The organism is Selenomonas bovis DSM 23594, from assembly GCF_000381005.1.
Classification (GTDB): domain Bacteria; phylum Bacillota; class Negativicutes; order Selenomonadales; family Selenomonadaceae; genus Selenomonas_C; species Selenomonas_C bovis.
The window spans coordinates 19,944-35,675 of record NZ_KB908398.1; the positions used below are offsets into that span (position 1 = coordinate 19,944).

Here is a 15,732-nt window from a genome sequence, read left to right on the forward strand (position 1 = left end):
GTCATTTCTCGCTAAAATAGAATCATATGGATGCCAACGAGGGCAGTCACAGATGCGTGACTGCCCTCGTTCTATTTCAAGGAACGGTGTGTGATGATCATGGAACTGACGCGCTACGAGGTCTTCGCCGACGCGGCGAAGACGGGAAATTTCACGAAGACAGCCGACCGCATGGGCTACACACAACCCGGCGTGAGCCGCACGCTGCGGCTGCTCGAGCGGGAGCTCGGCTTTCCTCTGTTCTGCCGCAGCAAGAACGGCGTCGAGCTCACGTCCTCCGGGCAGGAGATCCTCCCCTATGTGCGCCGCCTGCTCGCAGAGAATAAATTGCTCGAGCAGCACATCGCGGACATCAAGGGGCTCTCGGAGGGCCATCTGACCATCGCCGCGTTCGCGAGCGTCTCCCGCGTGCTGCTGCCGCACTATCTCGCCGCCTTCCAGGAGAAATATCCGCGCATCACCATCGAGCTCATGGAAGGCGGCACGGATGACATCGTGCGCTGGGTCGCGGGCAACGTCGCGGATTTCGGCATCCTGAGCCACCGGCAGATCGGCGCGCTCCATTGGATGTCACTATGGAACGATCCGCTCATGGCCATCCTGCCGCGCGAAGCGCCTTACCTGTCCATGCAAACGTTTCCCGTCGAGCGCATGACGGACGCGCCCTTCATCCTCTCCGCGGACGGCACGGACTACGATATCCATCACATGCTCGAGACGACGCGCATCCGGCCGGACATCCGCCTCACCTCAAAGGACGACCACGCCATCGTCGCCATGGTCGCGAACCACCTCGGGCTGAGCATCCTGCCGAAGCTCGTGATTCTCGGCGTCGAGCGCCTCGTCCACGCCATCCCGCTCGCGCCGGAGTTCCACCGCGACCTCGGCATCGCCTACAAGGAGAAAGCCTCGCTCACGCCGGCGGCGCGCCGCTTCATCGACCAGATCGCCAAAAGCAGCGTCGCGCGGGACCTGCCGCCCGCCGCCGCAGCCTCGCTCACGCCCTGCCTCTAGGGCGCGCTGCTCCCCTAGAGGCGCTCCCCCGGCGGGCACACCTCCCCGGTGCGGCGGGGCAGAAACGTCTCACGCCTTGCGCGCGAGGAAGATGCCGAGCAGCACGAGCAGCAGGCCGAGCAGCGTACCGAAGCCCGGCTGCTCGCCGTAAAGGGCGATGCCGAGGAGCGCCGCGGTCACGGGCTCGATGGAGGCGATGATCGAGGCGCGCGCGCCGGAGAGCGTCCGCAGGCCGATGGTGTAGAGCAGAAACGGCGCGACGGTCGAGACGAGGCCGAGCGCGAGCATGAGCGCGAGCGCCTCCGGCGCGGCGGCCGCCGCGCGCAGGCGCGCCGTGCCATCCGCTAGACAGACGCAGAGCGCCGCGATGAGGAAGGTGTAGAAGGTGATCGTCGGCGCCTGGTAGCCGCGCGCGAGCGCATAACGGCCGAAGATCGTATAGAGCGCGTAGCCCAGCCCCGCGCCGAGCCCGATGAGGACGCCCGCGAGCGTGAGGCTCTGCTGTGCGCCGAATACACCCGTCACGCTCGCGCAGCCGAGGAAGGTGCAGAGGAGCGCCGCGATCCGGCGCCGCGTGAGCCGCTCGCCGAAGAGAGCGCTTGAGAGCAGCATGACGAACGCGGGCGCGGTGTAGAGCAGCACGGCGGCGCTCGCGAGCGACATCATGCGCACGGCGGTGAAATAGCAGTAGTTGAAAAAGACGATGCTGCAGAGCCCCGTGCCGAGGAAGCACCAGAGGTCGCGCGGCCGCACGAGGAGCGCGCGCCGGTCGGTCGCGAGCAGGAAGAGCAGCAGCGCCCCCGCCGCGACGAGCGCACGCACGCCCACGACATCGAACGGCGTCAGGCCGCTGTCGCCGAGCGCGCGCACGAAAAGCCCGAGGATGCCCCAGAGGATGCCCGCGAGCGCGACGCAGGCCGCGCCGCAGGCACTGTTTCCTTTCTGTTCCATAGATGTACCTCCTAAGAAATCGCTGATTGATTCGCTCTTCCCAAAAAAATCACCCCGAAAGCCCAAGAGCCTTCGGGGTTTCTTCATCCGTTATTATACATTATGGCGGTACTCGTAGGGAAGTACCTTGATCTGGTTGTAGCTCGGGCAGTCGCGCACCCATTCGAGGGATTCCTTGACGATGGCCGTCTGCATCGGGATGTTGTTCGGCTCGCCGGCGTTCGAGCCGATGGGGACGTGCGGCGCCGTGATGCGCGGCGCACCCTGCTGACGCGCGATGGGCGGCAGCGCCGCGATGACGCAGCAGCTCATGCCCGCGGCCTCGCAGCAGCGCGTGACGATGGTCGCCGAGCGGTGGCAGGTGCCGCAGCCGCCCGTGCAGAGCACGATGTCGACGTCCTGCGCCTTGAGCTTTTTCGCGATTTCCGGGCCGGTGGCGTTCCGGAATTTCTCGACGTTGCCGCCGCCACCCATGAACGTGTAGGTCTCAGCGGCCAGCGAGCCGATGAAGCCGGCCGCGACGAGCTCGTGCAGGCGGTCGATGGGGAACATCGCGTTGACGTCCTTGTTGATGTCGGAGTTGTCGAAGCCGCCATGCGTGACCATGAGCTCGCTCGACGGCGTGTCGAACTCGATGACGCGGTAGGAGAAGTCGCCTGAGGTGTTGAACGGCGTCTGGCTCTTCTTGTGGATGCCGCCCGCGGTGATGAATGCGACCTTGCATTCAGAGAGCGGCTTCTTGAGCTCGGTGAATACGGGCGGCGGCGTGAGGGGAACGAAAATCTCTGACTGCATTCCTGCAACGGTGGTAAGGCTCATGGCTGTATCCTCCCTTTCTCTACGAGATGCATGCAACTGAAATAGAACTCCGCGCACTGATGAACGGCGAGCGGCACGTCCGTGAATACCCAGCGGCGCGGCACGGCGACCGTGCCGAGGCCGCCTGTGACGGCGACCTTGACGGCGGTGTCGTTGACCTCCGTCACCTCGCCGCCGAGCAGCGCGGGGAAAATCTCCTCCGCCGGATCCATCGCGGCGGTCTCATAGTCGCCGCGGTGCGGCGCGATCCAAAGATAGCTGAAGAAGAACTTCACCTCCGCGCCAACGGCGAGACGCTCCTGCTCGACGACGAGCCTGCGCGGTACGGTCAGCACGCCGAGGCGGCCATGCAGATGGACTTTCACCTGGCCGTCCCGGAGTTCCCTGACCGTTCCGCCCATGAGGACGGGGCTGATCATGACGTCCGGCGCGTTCAATGGAGCGTGCCGCTTTCTACGAGCGCCGTCTCCGAAAGTCCGAGCAGACGGTTGTTCGCGTTGATGATCGCGTTGTTCCATTTCTTCTCCGGCGGCAGGATGGCGACGCCCGCCATCTTGTTCTTGAGCATCTGGATGGCGCGCGCGGCGACTTCCTTCGTCACGCAGGAGCAGCCCGCGATGTTGTTCTCGAAACCGCCCGCATCCATATTCTCCTCGACCATGGCCGTCGCGTACTTGTTGCCGACGACGAGCTGGCCCTGGTAGGCGCAGAACGAGACGCCGACGACGGGGATGCCGCGCTTGCCGGCCTGGCCGATGTGCTGGATGAAGTCGATGTGGTTGTTGCCGAATCCTTCCGTCGTGATGATGCAGCCGTCGATGTCGAGGCTCTCGAGCAGGGAGCCGAGGCGCTCGGAGACCCAGAGCTTCTCATCGTTGACCTGCGGCGAGCCGACGAAGACGACGCCGATGAGGTCGAGCTCGCTGTCGGCCGCGAGGCCTTCGACGAGCGGCTCGCGGATGTAGTGGCGCGTCATTTCCTTCGTCGCGGGACCGATGCAGGTGAGCGCGTGGATGGAGCCGTCGCGCACCTGGTTCGGCGTGAGCATGATGGGGACGTTGCCGCAGTCGACGTTTTTCTGGCCGCCCTTGACGCCGCAGGGCTCCTCGGGGCAGATGACGTTGTCGTGCATGGCGCCCTGTCCCATGATCTCCTTCACGAGGACGACGCGCGGGTTGCCCTCGCGGCGCAGGTCCTCGCAGAGCTCCTCGCGCACGACTTCGCCCTCGTAGCCTTTGAGCTGATCGCGCACGGCCTGGATGATGAAGTCCTCGCATTTGTGCGCGGCGAAGGGACCTGGGCGCGTCATGCCGGATTTCCTGGCGATGACGGCGTGGCAGCGGATGATGATGTCGTTTTCGTCAGCGCAGCCGGGGTGGCCGAAGTACATCTTCTCGTCGAGATAGCCCTCGGAGGAGCCGAATTCATGCACCTGCACACCGTCCTCGTCGACGCCCGTGAGGAGGAAGACGACGCCGTCCGCGACTTTCGTCGTGCCCTCGCCGAGCGCGCCCTCGACCTTCGTCGCGATGGGGCAGACGTCCATGATGGTGTCCGTGTAGATATGGCGCTCGTCCGGGTGGATGACGTCGAGCGTGAGGCGCTTGCAGAGCGGATCTTCCTTCACGGCGCGCTCGACGATGGCGCCGTCGATGGTGAGGATGCCGTCGGCAATCTTCGTCTCCGTGCCGATGACGGCGTCCTTGATGCGGATGTGCTGCTTCTTCAGCGTGCGGATGACTTTTTTCTTGCCCGCACCCGCAGCGGCGGCGGGCGCTGCGGGTGCGCCTGTCACCTTGGGCGCGCCGCCCGCGAGCGGCAGGTCGATGGAGAGACCGCGGATATGCTCGGCCGCATCGATGCGGATGTGGAGCGTGCCGTCGTCTCTGACGGCAGGGATCGCAGCGGGCGTGTCGGCGGCAGGCGCATCGGCAGCGGGCGTGTCGGTGGCGGGCGCCGCGGCGCGGGCCGCTGCCGGGGCGTTCACATGGTCAAGGACATCCTTCGTGATGGGCGTGAGGGCCTCGACGTCCTGCGTGAGCGTCGCGCCGAGCACCTCGGCGACGGTGAGGCCGTCAGGGCTGAGCTTCAGGAGCCCCGCCTCCTCCATGTCACTGAAGATGGACGGATCCTCGAGGTCGGCAGCGCTGATGGTGAGTCCTTTTTGACGGCGGCAGCAGAAGACTGCGGGATCTCCGAGATGCTGCTCGGCCAGTTCTTTGGTCATGGACATAGATGGTTCCCTCCTATGGCGCAATTATTTAGGATCAGTGGTTCCTTAGCGCCTTCATGCGATGTGTTCGTGGATCTTGCGGATGAGCCTTTCATTGACGGCGCGCAGCGCCTGATCCGTCACATGGTAGACGGGCAGGCCGAGCTGCGGCGCGCAGCTCATGACGGTGTTCGTGCAGTCGGTGCAGTTGCCGATGAGCACGGCCTCCGCACCGGCTTTCTTGAGCGCGAGGATCTTCGCGACCTGGCCGGGGCAGATGCCGGGGTTCTGGCACTTGCGCGCCGCCTTGACGGGCAGTGCCTGCTTGCAGCAGGCGACGCCCGCGACCTCCGAGCCGAGGGAGGCCGCGACCTCCCGCAGGCGCGCCTCGTCCGCGCTGCAGGCGCAGATGAGGAGGCCGATGCGCGCGGGCCCCTTGGGGAAGCACTCCGCCGCGATGAGACCGCCCGTCGTCTTGACGACAGGCGTCGCGGGCGTCGTGCGATGACCCGTGAACGGGCCGCCCATGAGGAGCTCGCCGTAGCTGTCCTCCGGCGGCAGGCCGCCGACGTCCGCGAAGACGGCGGCGACGCTGCGGCCGATGGGCACGTCGAGCAGCGGCAGGATCTCGCCGGGATGCGCGCGGAGCTTGCCGGCGACGGTGAGGTCCTTGTCGATGAGCGGCTTGCCGAGATCGACGGCCTCGTGGAGCCGGTAGATGGTCTCGGCGTTCGAGACGATGGCGCCCGCCTCGAGGGGCAGCGCCGTCACAGGCAGCAGCCTGCCGAGCACCTCCCGCACGAGCGCGCGCTCCTCGCCCATCGGGTAGAGGTTGCGCAGCAGGTGCAGCGAGATGTCGCGCCCGCCCGCGCCGTGGGCGATGGCCGTCTCGAGCGCGCGGACGGCGGCGGTGTGGATCGCCTTGATGGCGATGACGCCATGCGCCGCCTGCGCGAGATCCATCGCGAGGCAGAGCCCGCGCACGATGCCGTCCGGCTGACGTTCGGCGCGCAGCAGGTTGTGCGAGAGAATGGGCTCGCATTCCGCCGCGTTCACGATGACTGTGCCGCCCGCGGGGAGCGGCGACCTGTATTTCATCCAGGTCGGAAAGCCCGCGCCGCCGAGGCCGATGAGCCCCGAGGCGCGCAGCATGGAAAGCGGCGCTGCGGGCGCGAGCTTCTCATAGTCCTCGGCGCGCTCTCCCTCGATCACGATGGTGCCCTCCGTGCTGCGGACGAGCCCCGTGACGCTCGCGTGGATGGGCGCGCCGAGCGCGTCCGCGGGAGCGGCGGCGATGAGGGCGCCGCGGCGCACATGGTCGCCCGGCTGCACGACGGGCACGGCGGGCGCGCCGACGCCCTGACGCAGCGGATAATGCCATAGCTTCATATCTTCACCTTCTTGATGTCAAATTCTCTTCCTAGGCGCCGCAGAGACGGGCGCGCGGGCGTTCCTGCACGCCTTCTCCGTGCTCGGCCGTCTTGCAGGCGCGGCCGAGCAGGAAACCGTAGCGCAGCGCGTCGCGCTCGTCGAGCACCCAGTCGTTCATGCCTGTGATGTGGGCGCTGCCCGTGATCTGGGGGATGATGCCGACGAGCCCCGGCGCGCCCGCGATCTCTGTCTCTGCGAGCGCCTCGCCCGTAAAGATCGAGCCCGTGATGCTCTCGTAGCGGAACGGCTGGCGGAGCGGCAGCGCGCCGCGCGCGTGCAGGACGGCCATCTTGGCGCTCGTCCCCGTCCCGCAGGGCGAGCGGTCGATCTGCCCGTCACCGAAGACGACACAGTTCTTGAGGTCGGCCCCGGCGCTACAGCTGTGGCTGTAGAACTCGACGAGATCCACCGTATCGATGTCGAGCGCGGGATGATGGACGGGGACGCGCTCATTGACCGCCGCGCGGATGGCCATGCCAAGGCGCGATATTTTGTCAATATCTTCTGTCTTTAAAGCAAGTCCGAGGGCGTCGGCATCGACGAGGGCGAAGAACGAGCCGCCGAACGCGATGTCCGCCGTCACGCGCCGCCCGTCCGCCTCGACCGTGACGCCCTCCCGCGCGAGGAAGGCCGGCACGTTCTGGATGCTCGCGTACGCTGCGTGTCCGCCCTCGACGGCGACGCGCGCCCGGATGAGCCCCGACGGCGCGTCGAGCACGACCTCGGTATAGGGCTCACGCGCGGGAACGAGCCCCGTCTCGACGAGCATGGACGCCGTGCCGATGCTGCCGTGGCCGCACATGTTGAGGCAGCCGCCGCTGTCGAGGAAGATGACGCCGGCCGCCGCTTCCTCATGTACAGGCTCCGTGAGCACGGCACCGAACATATCGCGATGCCCCCGCGGCTCGAGCATGAGGGCCCGCCGCAAAAAGTCGTAATGCGCCAGGAGGTCCCGCTTTTTCTCCATCATGGTCGCGCCGCGCAGGCGGGGGAAGCCATCGTAGACGATCCGCGTGGATTCGCCCTCCGTATGGGAATCGATGGTCTTGATCTCGTACTCATACGTCCTGAGATGCGGCAGCAGGTGCATGGCCCTCCCTCCCCTCTCCGGGCGCGATGTCCGCGCCGAACCGCACGCGCGCGATGGCGGCGAGCGCCTGCGCCGTGCCCTCGACCTCGAGCAGCGCGCTGTTGACGATGATGTGGTTGTGTTCCGGGGCGTTCGCGGCGTAGCCCGCCCAGTAGCGGTGGTAGGCCGCGCGCGCCTTGTCGACGCCCGCGATCATCTTCTTGGCGACGGATTTCTCCATGTGGAGCGGCCCGACGCAGTTCGCGAGCCGGTCGGCATACGAGGCGTAGATGTAGATATTCATCACGCTCGGATGGTCCCGCAGCACATAGTCCGCGCAGCGGCCGACGATGATGCAGGACTGCTTCGACGCGACCTCCTGGATGAACGCCGCCTGCGTCTCGAAGAGCGTCCTTTGATGCGGCGCCGTATCGCGGCCGAGCGGGAAGAGCATGCTGAAGAACCCGGACGCCTTCCGCTCCTCCGCCTCGCTGATGACGGAGACGGGCTGATGGAGCTTCTTGGCCGTCGCCTCGACGATATCGCGGTCATAGTACTCGATGCCGAGCAGTTCCGCCAGGCGCTTCGCGATGGGCCGCCCGAGGCTGCCGAAATCGCGATTGATGGTGATGACAAAATTTCCCATTTCCTGACCTCCTCTCAGCCGTTCAGGAACCTGCGGAGGAACGCGCGCGTCCGCGCCTCCTTCGGATGGCCGAAGACTTCTGCGGGCGTCCCCTGCTCGACGATGTAGCCATCCGCCATGAAGACGACGCGATCCGCGACGTCGCGCGCGAACGCCATCTCATGCGTGACGATGACCATCGTCATGCCGTCGTGCGCGAGCGCTTTCATGACATTCAGCACTTCGTCGACGAGCTCGGGATCGAGCGCCGAGGTCGGCTCGTCGAAGAGCAGCGCCTCCGGCTCCATGGCGAGCGCCCGCGCGATGGCGACGCGCTGCTGCTGGCCGCCTGAGAGCATGGCCGGCCGCGCGTCCTCCTTGCCCGCGAGCCCGACCTTCGCGAGGAGCGATCGCGCGAGTTCCTCCGCCTCCTTTTTCTTCTTGTGGCCCGTGAGGACGGGCGCGAGCATGACATTTTCGAGCACGCTCTTGAGCGGGAACAGGTGGAAGCGCTGGAACACCATGCCGACCCGCTCGCGGAACGCGCGGATATCTGCGCCCTGTTCCATGAGATCCTGTCCGCGGTAGCGGATGCTGCCGCCCGTCGGCGTCTCGAGCTGGTTGAGGCAGCGCAAAAATGTGCTCTTGCCGGAGCCTGAGGGCCCGATGATGCAGACCACCTCTCCCTCGTGCACCGTCATGCTGATGTCCTTCAAGACCTCGAGGTCGTCGAACGTCTTGATGAGGTGCGTGACCTCAAGGATTGCGTCCTTCATATTGTCGCCTCATTTCTTGATCTTGTTTTCCACGACGTGCTGCAGGATCATGAGCGCCGAGAGTAGCACGAGGTAGAAGACGGCGCACATCGTGTAGGCCGGGATTGTCTGATACGTCCGCGCCACATAGTTCTGCGTCTGCCGCGTGATCTCGTTGACCGAGATGATGGAGAGCATCGCCGTGTCCTTGACCGAGATGATGAACTGGTTGAAGAGTGCGGGCAGCATCATCTTGAACGCCGGCGGGATCACGAGATGCCAGAGGATCTGGTGCTCGGTGAGACCGAGCGCGCGCCCCGCTTCGATCTGGCCGATCTCGACGCTCTCGAGCGCGCCCTTCACGATGGCGGAGATGAACGCGCCCGCGTTCACCGTGATGACGATGATGCCGGCGAGCACGCTGTCCATCGTGACCTGCTCCCCCTCGATGAGCGAGAGGATGGCCGGTACGACGAAGTAAATGTAGAGGGCCTGCACGACGATCGGCGTGCCGCGGATGAGCCAGATGTAGATGCCCGCCACGGTCCGCGCGACGCGGCATTTCCCCTGCAGCGCATAGCCGCTGACCGCGCCGAGCAGGAACCCCAGCAGGATGCCGACGACGGCGATCTCCATCGTCACCCAGAAGCCCTTGATGAGCATGGGCAGGACGGCCGAAATGATTGCTGTGTCCATACTTGCGCCTCCCTTGCCGCCCGCGGCTTATTCGCAATACTTTTTCTTCAGCTCGTCGAGCGTGCCATTCTCCTTGAGTTCCTGGAGCGCGCTGTTGAAATCATCGATGATGTGCGGATATTTCTTCACGATGTTCATCGAGAACGCGAGCGCGTACGGCGCCTGGCCCTTGTAGAACTCGTCGCCGACCGTCTTCACCTGGATGGCGCCGGTCTTGATGCCGTAGTTCGTGCCCGGCAGATCGTAGATGGTCGCATCCGCCTGCCCGTCCTCGACGGCCTTGTAGGCGAGCGCCTGAGAGTCGAACGACTGCAGGCTGCTCTCCGGCAGATTCGCAGCCGCGTACTCATAGGCGGCGCAGCCCGTCTGCACGGCGACCTTGTACTTCCCGGTCTTGAGGTCGTCCACGCTCTTGATCGCGGTGTTATCCTTCGCGACGATGACGACGATGCCCGCATCGTAGTAGGTGTCGCTGAACTTCATCGTCTTCTTGCGCTCATCCGTCGCGCAGAGCGCCGCCGCGCCGACATCGAGCTGTCCCTGGCTCAGCGAGGTGCCGAGCGGCCCGTAGTCCATGTCCTTCATCGCGCCGTCCTTGAGCGTGAAGCCGAGGATCTCCTGGAGCTTCCCCATGAGCTCGACGTCGTAGCCCGTGAGCGTCGTGCCGTCCTTGTCGAAATACGAGAACGGCGCGTAAGTGCCCGATGTGCCGACCGCGAGCTCCACGCCCTTGAGCGCGCCGTGGTAGTCTCCGGAGCCTGAGCCTGATGTCGAGGCCGCCGGCGAGCTGCCGCAGCCGGCGAGCAGGAAAACAGATAGCATGACGCTTGCCAATAGGCCGAACATTCTCTTTTTCATATTCCTCTCCTCCATTCCTTGTTGCCAGATCATCGCTTCTTTTTCTCTTTTCTTTCTGCTTTTTGAAGCATGGCTCTATCATAGCGGAACTTATGTCTCTTGTACAGAAACGCTTTCTCATGTCATCCATGACGGATCGTTATGCATGCGCACGGTGCCGTCAGCACACAAAGCTACATGCACAAACGTCCACTTCGTGGACATTGTGCGCCCGTCCTTGCAGTAAATCCTGCCAATCGCGCTGCGCCTACGGCTTGCGCTCTTGGGGATTTACATAGTAAACTCAACGCACAAACGTCCACTTCGTGGACATTGTGCGCCCGCCCTTGCAGTAAATCCTGCCAATCGCGCTGCGCCTACGGCTTGCGCTCTTGGGGATTTACATAGTAAAGCCCCTGCCGCACAGCCGGATGACTGTGCGGCAGGGGCTTGCCGAAGAAAGCTGCAGGCGCGCGCCTCACTCGTAGCGCAGCGCCTCGATGGGATCGAGCCTGGCGGCCTTCCGCGCCGGGTAGATGCCGAAGAAGAGGCCGATGCCGACGGAGAAGAGGAAGGAGACGAGGATCGGCGCCCAGGTGATGACGGTCGTGAAGCCCGCGACCCTCGCGATGATCTCCGAGGCGGCGCAGCCGACGCCGATGCCGATGATGCCGCCGATGATGCCGATGACCATCGACTCGATGAGGAACTGCATCATGATGTTGAGGAACGTCGCGCCGAGCGCCTTCCTGATGCCAATCTCGCGCGTGCGCTCGGTGACGGAGACCATCATGATGTTCATAATGCCGATGCCGCCGACGAGCAGCGAGATGCCCGCGATCGCGCCGAGGAGCAGCGTGAGCATGGAGGTGGACTGGCTCACGGTCTCCATGAGGCTCGTGAGGTTCCTGACGGTGAAGTCGTCCTCCTTGTGCGCCGCCGCGAGGTGGTGGCGCTGGCGCAGCAGCGTCTCGATCTCGTCCTGCACCTGGTCCATCTTCGTCGCGTCGCTGACCTGGACGTTGATGGACTGGACGTAGGTGATGCCGAGCATGCGCTCCATCGCCGTCGTGAGCGGGATGTAGATCATGTCGTCCTGATCCTGTCCCATCGAGGACTGGCCCTTGCTCTCGAGGAGGCCGACGACCTTGAACGGCTGGTTGTTGATGCGGATGTTCTGTCCGACGGGGTTCTTGTCCTCGAAGAGGTTCTCCGCGACGGTCGTGCCGATGACGGCGACGCGCTGGCGCTTGCTGAGGTCGTTCTCCGTGATGAACGAGCCGTTCGAGATGGAGAGCGAGCGGATGGAGAGGAGCTCCGGCGTCACGCCCTGGACGCTCGTGTTCCAATTGTTGTTGCCGTAGACGACCTGGTAGGAGGAGGAGACGGTCGGCGAGACGTAGTCGATGTTCTTGACCTTCTGCTCGATGGCCTTCGCGTCGTCGTACTTGAGCGTCTTCCTGGAGCCTGCCGCGCCGCGCACGCCGCCTTTCTGCGAGGCGCCCGGCGAGATGATGAGCATGTTCGAGCCGAGGCTCGCGATGGAGCTCGTGACGTTCGAGCGCACGCCCATGCCGACGGAGACGAGCGCGATGACGGCCGCGACGCCGATGATGATGCCGAGCATGGTGAGCAGGCTGCGCATCTTGTTCGCGTAGAGGGAGGTGAGCGCCATCTGGAAGCTCTCGCTAAACAACATCCATGACCACTCCCTTCCCTTCGTCGCGCGTGATGCGCCCGTCGCGCACGAGGAGCTGGCGGCTCGCGCAGGCGGCGATCTCCGGCTCGTGCGTGACGAGGATGATGGTGCGCCCCATCTCGTGCATGTGCTCGAAGATTTCCATGATTTCCTTCGTGGACTTCGTGTCGAGGTTGCCCGTCGGCTCGTCCGCCATGATGATGTGCGGATCGTTGACGAGGGCGCGCGCGATGGCGACGCGCTGGCGCTGGCCGCCCGAGAGCTCGTTCGGCTGGTGGTCGCCGCGGTCGCCGAGGCCGACGGCCTCGAGGAAATGCTGCGCGCGCTCGAGCCGCTCGTGCCGGCCGACGCCCGCGTAGACGAGCGGCAGCGCGACGTTCTCGAGCGCCGAGATGCGCGAGAGCAGGTTGAAGTTCTGGAATACGAAGCCGATCTTCTTGTTGCGCGTGACGGCGAGCGCGTCGTCGCTGAGGCCCGCGACCTCCTCGCCGTCGAGCTTGTAGGAGCCGCAGGTGGGCCGGTCGAGGCAGCCGAGGATGTTCATGAGCGTCGATTTGCCCGAGCCCGACGGCCCCATGAGCGCGGCGAACTCACCCCGATGGATGTCGAGGTCGATGCCCGCGAGGGCCGCGAGCTCCTCGCCGCCGATCTTGTAGATTTTCTTGATGCCGCGCAGCTCGATGGTGTTGACGTTCTTTGCTTCTGCCATAGCCATCCTCCCGCGCTTACATCGGCGGGCCGCCGGGGCCGCCGTGGCTGCTACTCTTGCTCGAGCTGCTTGACTTCTTCGCCGTGTAGGTGGAGACGACCTCCTCGCCCTCGCTGAGGCCGTCTACGATCTCGACGTAGTCGTCGCTGTAGATACCCGCCTGCACATAGCGGTTTTCCTGCGAGCCGTCCGGGTTCCTCACGATGACATAGGAGCCGTTCGCGTCGGTCTTGAGCGTCGAGATGGGCACGACGAGCGCGTCCGGCTTGTCGGCGGTATTGATCTCGACGCGCGCGGTCATCGCGGGGAGCAGCAGGTTCTCAGGGTCGTCGACCTCGAGCGTCACGTAGTAGTAGATGACGGCGGCCGACGAGGAGGTGCTCGCGGAGGAGCTCGAGGTGCTCGTGTCCCAGGTGTTCGCCGTGTCCGTCTGCGAGATCTTCGTCACGCGCGCCGTGAACGTCTTGTCCGTGTAGGCGTCAACGGTGAACGTCGCGCTCTGGCCGACCTTCACGCTGCCGATATCGGTCTCATCGACCTTCGCCATGATTTTCTTCGTGGAGAGGTCGGCGATGCGCATGATGACGGTCGGGTTGTCCGAGGTCGCAACGGCCATCGTGCCGACGGTCTTCGGCTCGCCGACGACGGTGCCGTCCATCGGCGCGAGGATGTTCGTCTCGCTCGCGTCGGACTCGGCCTGGCTCAGCGCGGAGACGGCCGTGTCGTAGTTCATCTGCGCGTCCTCGAGCTGCTTTTCCGTGTCGGCGCCGATGCTGTAGAGATAGCGGATGCGCTCGTACTCCGCCTGTGTGTTCGTGACCTTGTACTGCGCCTGGTCGCGCTTCGCCGCGTAGTCCTTCGCGTCGAGCGTCGCGACGACCTGTCCGGCCTTGACCTCGTCGTTCTCCTTGACCTCGACGGTCTTGAGGCGCGCCGTGATCTTCGAGCTGACCTCGACGGAGTCGACGGGGCGGATCGTGCCCGTCGCGGAGACCGTGGACTTGATGTCCATGCGGATGACGGGCGTCGTCTCGACGGCGGCCGCCTGCTTCGCTGCCTGCTGTGCCGTGTAGTAGTGCCAGCCGCCGAAGGCGCAGCCAGCGAGGAGGACGGCGAGGACGCCGGCCTTGAGTTTCCAGTTCAGTTTCATTCCGCTCCCTCATTTCCGGCGAGCTCGCCCGCCACGTCGTCTGCTGTCTCCTGGGCGTCCGCTGCGACGGCCCGTGCGTTCTCTCCCGCCTCAGCTGTGTCCGCTGCCTGAGGCGTGCCTGCCGCCTCCGCTGCCTTGGCGGCCGCCTGTCCCGGCTGCTCCGCGGCCGGCTGCTTCTCCGCCTGCCGCGCAGCGAGGCCTTTCGTCTCGCGGTCCTGGCGCGCGCCCGCCGGCGTTACGGCCTGCTGGAGCACGCTTGCGTCGAGCCTGGCCGCCGCGGCGCGCTCGCTGTCCGTGAGGCCCGTGCCCATCGCGTCGACGACCTGCGCCTTGCAGCGCACATAGTCGTACTGCGCGCTGATCTCGTTGAGGCGCGCCTTGGAGAGCGCGGTCTGCGCGTCGATGACGTCGAGCATGATGCCCTCGCCTGCGCGGTATTTCTCCCACGCGATGTAGTAGTCCTGCTGCGCCTGCCCCACGGCGTCCGCCGTCGAGCTCATGCGGTGCTCGGCCTCGCGCATGTTGTAGTAGGCCTCGCGCACGGCGAGGTCGACGTCCTGCCGCGCCTTATCGAGCGAGAGCGCCGCCTTGTCGCGCGCGGCCTCCGCCTCGTCGATGGCGGCCCGCGTCACGCCGCTGTCGAAGAGGTTCCAGCTCGCGGCGACCCCGGCGTTCCAGCTGTGGCTGTCACGGCCCTCCGGCTCGAAGTTCTGGCTGAGCCCCGTGCCCGCGGAGAGACTGACCGACGGGCGCAGCCCCGCCTTCGCCTCCTTGACCGCGAGCTCCTTCTGCTGGAGCGTATAGCGGTCCGCGAGGAGGTCCTTGCGGCTGCGCAGCGCGTAGCCGATGCAGTCGGAGAGGCTGATGTCGAAGGTGTCGTAGACGAAATCGTCCGTGAGCGTCAGCGGCTCGCTGCGGTCGATGTTCAGGAGGTTGCGCAGCGTCGCGAGATCCACCTCGTAGCTGTTTTGCGCCTTGATGAGCGTCTGGTGCGCGTCGGAGAGCTCGACGGAGGCGCGCAGCACGTCGATGCGCGCCTTGGAACCCGCCTCGTAGAGCTGCTGGACGTTCGTGAGGTGCGCCTGGTAGTTGTCGGCGCTCTCCTGGTCGACCGCGATGGTCTTGCGCGCCTCGAGCGCGTCGAAATACGCCTTGATGACGCTGTACTTGAGCTCTTCGCGCGCGCGCTCCGTCGTGAGCGCCGCGATGTCCGTGCCGAGCGCGGCCGCGTCGATGCGCGCCTCGTTCTTGCCACCCGTGTAGAGCGGCAGCGTGCCGTTTAGTTTCAGCGAGAGGCCGTCCGTGCGGTCCTCGCCCTTGCTCTGGCTCGCGTCGAGGCCGCCGCTCCCCGTAAGCGAGAAGCCATTCTGTCCCTTCGCCTGGCGGAGCTCCGCCGCCGCTGTCCTCTCGTCCTGCGCCGTCACGCGCAGGCCCGTGTTCGCCGCGAGCGCCTGCGCGATGGCGTCCGCGAGGCTCAGGTCGCGCGCCTGTGCCTGCGGCGCCTGCGCGAGCAGCAGCGCCACTGCCGCCAGGGCTGCCGCGCCCCTCCGGAAATATCGTTTCATGACATCCTCCCTCTCTGTCCCCTGTCACCATGATGCGCGCCGCCCGGATATGTGTGCGCAGCGGGCGGCTATCTCTCCCCAATGTATCATACGTAACGGATTTATGGTAAAATAGTGTCGTTGAACACGCTTTAGATGGCACTTACATTCGTGTTAAAACGTTTATCTTTTTGTAATCCGCAGGCGCGCATGCCGCGCGC

15 protein-coding genes are annotated in these 15,732 nt (G+C 65.4%); 1 reads left to right on the top strand and 14 read right to left on the bottom strand.

All coding sequences use genetic code 11. The annotated features are described in order from the left end of the window. Positions 1–93: 93 nt before the first annotated feature. Positions 94–1,014, top strand: coding sequence for a LysR family transcriptional regulator (locus tag F599_RS0109350; RefSeq protein ID WP_019543267.1), 921 nt, complete (start codon positions 94–96; stop codon positions 1,012–1,014). Positions 1,015–1,083: 69 nt separating this feature from the next. On the opposite strand, the gene F599_RS14040 is transcribed toward F599_RS0109350, so the two are convergent. The 14 genes from F599_RS14040 to F599_RS0109420 form a co-directional block, all read right to left on the bottom strand. Continuing rightward, on the bottom strand, positions 1,084–1,965 hold the full coding sequence (locus tag F599_RS14040) for a DMT family transporter (RefSeq protein ID WP_019543268.1): 882 nt from the start codon (positions 1,963–1,965) through the stop codon (positions 1,084–1,086). Between the two features lie 93 nt (positions 1,966–2,058). Continuing rightward, on the bottom strand, positions 2,059–2,784 hold the full coding sequence (gene prdB, locus F599_RS0109360) for a D-proline reductase (dithiol) protein PrdB (protein WP_026327928.1): 726 nt from the start codon (positions 2,782–2,784) through the stop codon (positions 2,059–2,061). Then, a complete protein-coding gene (locus F599_RS15870) occupies positions 2,781–3,221 on the bottom strand; it encodes a CBO2463/CBO2479 domain-containing protein (protein ID WP_019543270.1) in 441 nt (146 codons plus the stop codon). The genes prdB and F599_RS15870 overlap by 4 nt, the downstream gene beginning before the upstream one ends. Continuing rightward, positions 3,218–5,017 (bottom strand): D-proline reductase (dithiol) proprotein PrdA, encoded by a 1,800-nt coding sequence (gene prdA, locus F599_RS0109370; protein WP_019543271.1) that lies wholly within the window; start codon positions 5,015–5,017, stop codon positions 3,218–3,220. Before prdA ends, F599_RS15870 begins: the two co-directional genes overlap by 4 nt. A gap of 54 nt (positions 5,018–5,071) precedes the next feature. Next, positions 5,072–6,385 carry a proline reductase-associated electron transfer protein PrdC gene (prdC, locus tag F599_RS0109375; RefSeq protein WP_019543272.1) on the bottom strand — a complete coding sequence of 438 codons (1,314 nt, stop codon included), beginning with the start codon at positions 6,383–6,385 and terminating at the stop codon, positions 5,072–5,074. 31 nt (positions 6,386–6,416) lie between these two features. Then, the gene (locus F599_RS0109380) at positions 6,417–7,517 is read right to left on the bottom strand and encodes a proline racemase family protein (RefSeq protein WP_019543273.1); all 1,101 of its coding nucleotides are present in this window, start codon (positions 7,515–7,517) and stop codon (positions 6,417–6,419) included. After that, positions 7,486–8,142 carry a cytidylate kinase-like family protein gene (locus F599_RS0109385; RefSeq protein WP_019543274.1) on the bottom strand — a complete coding sequence of 219 codons (657 nt, stop codon included), beginning with the start codon at positions 8,140–8,142 and terminating at the stop codon, positions 7,486–7,488. Before F599_RS0109385 ends, F599_RS0109380 begins: the two co-directional genes overlap by 32 nt. A gap of 14 nt (positions 8,143–8,156) precedes the next feature. Next, entirely contained in the window at positions 8,157–8,885 is a 729-nt protein-coding gene (locus F599_RS0109390; protein ID WP_026327929.1) for an amino acid ABC transporter ATP-binding protein, read from the bottom strand. Positions 8,886–8,906: 21 nt separating this feature from the next. Then, positions 8,907–9,572 (bottom strand): amino acid ABC transporter permease, encoded by a 666-nt coding sequence (locus tag F599_RS0109395; RefSeq protein WP_019543276.1) that lies wholly within the window; start codon positions 9,570–9,572, stop codon positions 8,907–8,909. Between the two features lie 27 nt (positions 9,573–9,599). Continuing rightward, positions 9,600–10,430 (bottom strand): ABC transporter substrate-binding protein, encoded by an 831-nt coding sequence (locus tag F599_RS0109400; protein ID WP_019543277.1) that lies wholly within the window; start codon positions 10,428–10,430, stop codon positions 9,600–9,602. Positions 10,431–10,887: 457 nt separating this feature from the next. Next, positions 10,888–12,108: an ABC transporter permease gene (locus F599_RS0109405; protein WP_020700557.1), complete on the bottom strand. Its 1,221-nt coding sequence runs from the start codon at positions 12,106–12,108 to the stop codon at positions 10,888–10,890. Continuing rightward, on the bottom strand, positions 12,098–12,817 hold the full coding sequence (locus F599_RS0109410; protein ID WP_019543279.1) for an ABC transporter ATP-binding protein: 720 nt from the start codon (positions 12,815–12,817) through the stop codon (positions 12,098–12,100). The genes F599_RS0109405 and F599_RS0109410 overlap by 11 nt, the downstream gene beginning before the upstream one ends. A 16-nt stretch (positions 12,818–12,833) precedes the next feature. Then, positions 12,834–13,967 (bottom strand): efflux RND transporter periplasmic adaptor subunit, encoded by a 1,134-nt coding sequence (locus F599_RS0109415; RefSeq protein WP_019543280.1) that lies wholly within the window; start codon positions 13,965–13,967, stop codon positions 12,834–12,836. Then, positions 13,964–15,532, bottom strand: coding sequence for a TolC family protein (locus F599_RS0109420; protein WP_019543281.1), 1,569 nt, complete (start codon positions 15,530–15,532; stop codon positions 13,964–13,966). The genes F599_RS0109415 and F599_RS0109420 overlap by 4 nt, the downstream gene beginning before the upstream one ends. Between the last annotated feature and the right edge of the window lie 200 nt (positions 15,533–15,732).

What these genes read in the sequence shown, in the direction of transcription:
- F599_RS0109350 (WP_019543267.1), top strand. Translation starts at nt 94, where the DNA reads ATGATCATGGAACTGACGCGCTACGAGGTCTTCGCCGACGCGGCGAAG.
- F599_RS14040 (WP_019543268.1), bottom strand. Translation starts at nt 1,965, where the DNA reads ATGGAACAGAAAGGAAACAGTGCCTGCGGCGCGGCCTGCGTCGCGCTC.
- prdB (WP_026327928.1), bottom strand. Translation starts at nt 2,784, where the DNA reads ATGAGCCTTACCACCGTTGCAGGAATGCAGTCAGAGATTTTCGTTCCC.
- prdA (WP_019543271.1), bottom strand. Translation starts at nt 5,017, where the DNA reads ATGTCCATGACCAAAGAACTGGCCGAGCAGCATCTCGGAGATCCCGCA.
- prdC (WP_019543272.1), bottom strand. Translation starts at nt 6,385, where the DNA reads ATGAAGCTATGGCATTATCCGCTGCGTCAGGGCGTCGGCGCGCCCGCC.
- F599_RS0109380 (WP_019543273.1), bottom strand. Translation starts at nt 7,517, where the DNA reads ATGCACCTGCTGCCGCATCTCAGGACGTATGAGTACGAGATCAAGACC.
- F599_RS0109385 (WP_019543274.1), bottom strand. Translation starts at nt 8,142, where the DNA reads ATGGGAAATTTTGTCATCACCATCAATCGCGATTTCGGCAGCCTCGGG.
- F599_RS0109395 (WP_019543276.1), bottom strand. Translation starts at nt 9,572, where the DNA reads ATGGACACAGCAATCATTTCGGCCGTCCTGCCCATGCTCATCAAGGGC.
- F599_RS0109400 (WP_019543277.1), bottom strand. Translation starts at nt 10,430, where the DNA reads ATGAAAAAGAGAATGTTCGGCCTATTGGCAAGCGTCATGCTATCTGTT.
- F599_RS0109405 (WP_020700557.1), bottom strand. Translation starts at nt 12,108, where the DNA reads ATGTTGTTTAGCGAGAGCTTCCAGATGGCGCTCACCTCCCTCTACGCG.
- F599_RS0109410 (WP_019543279.1), bottom strand. Translation starts at nt 12,817, where the DNA reads ATGGCAGAAGCAAAGAACGTCAACACCATCGAGCTGCGCGGCATCAAG.
- F599_RS0109415 (WP_019543280.1), bottom strand. Translation starts at nt 13,967, where the DNA reads ATGAAACTGAACTGGAAACTCAAGGCCGGCGTCCTCGCCGTCCTCCTC.
- F599_RS0109420 (WP_019543281.1), bottom strand. Translation starts at nt 15,532, where the DNA reads ATGAAACGATATTTCCGGAGGGGCGCGGCAGCCCTGGCGGCAGTGGCG.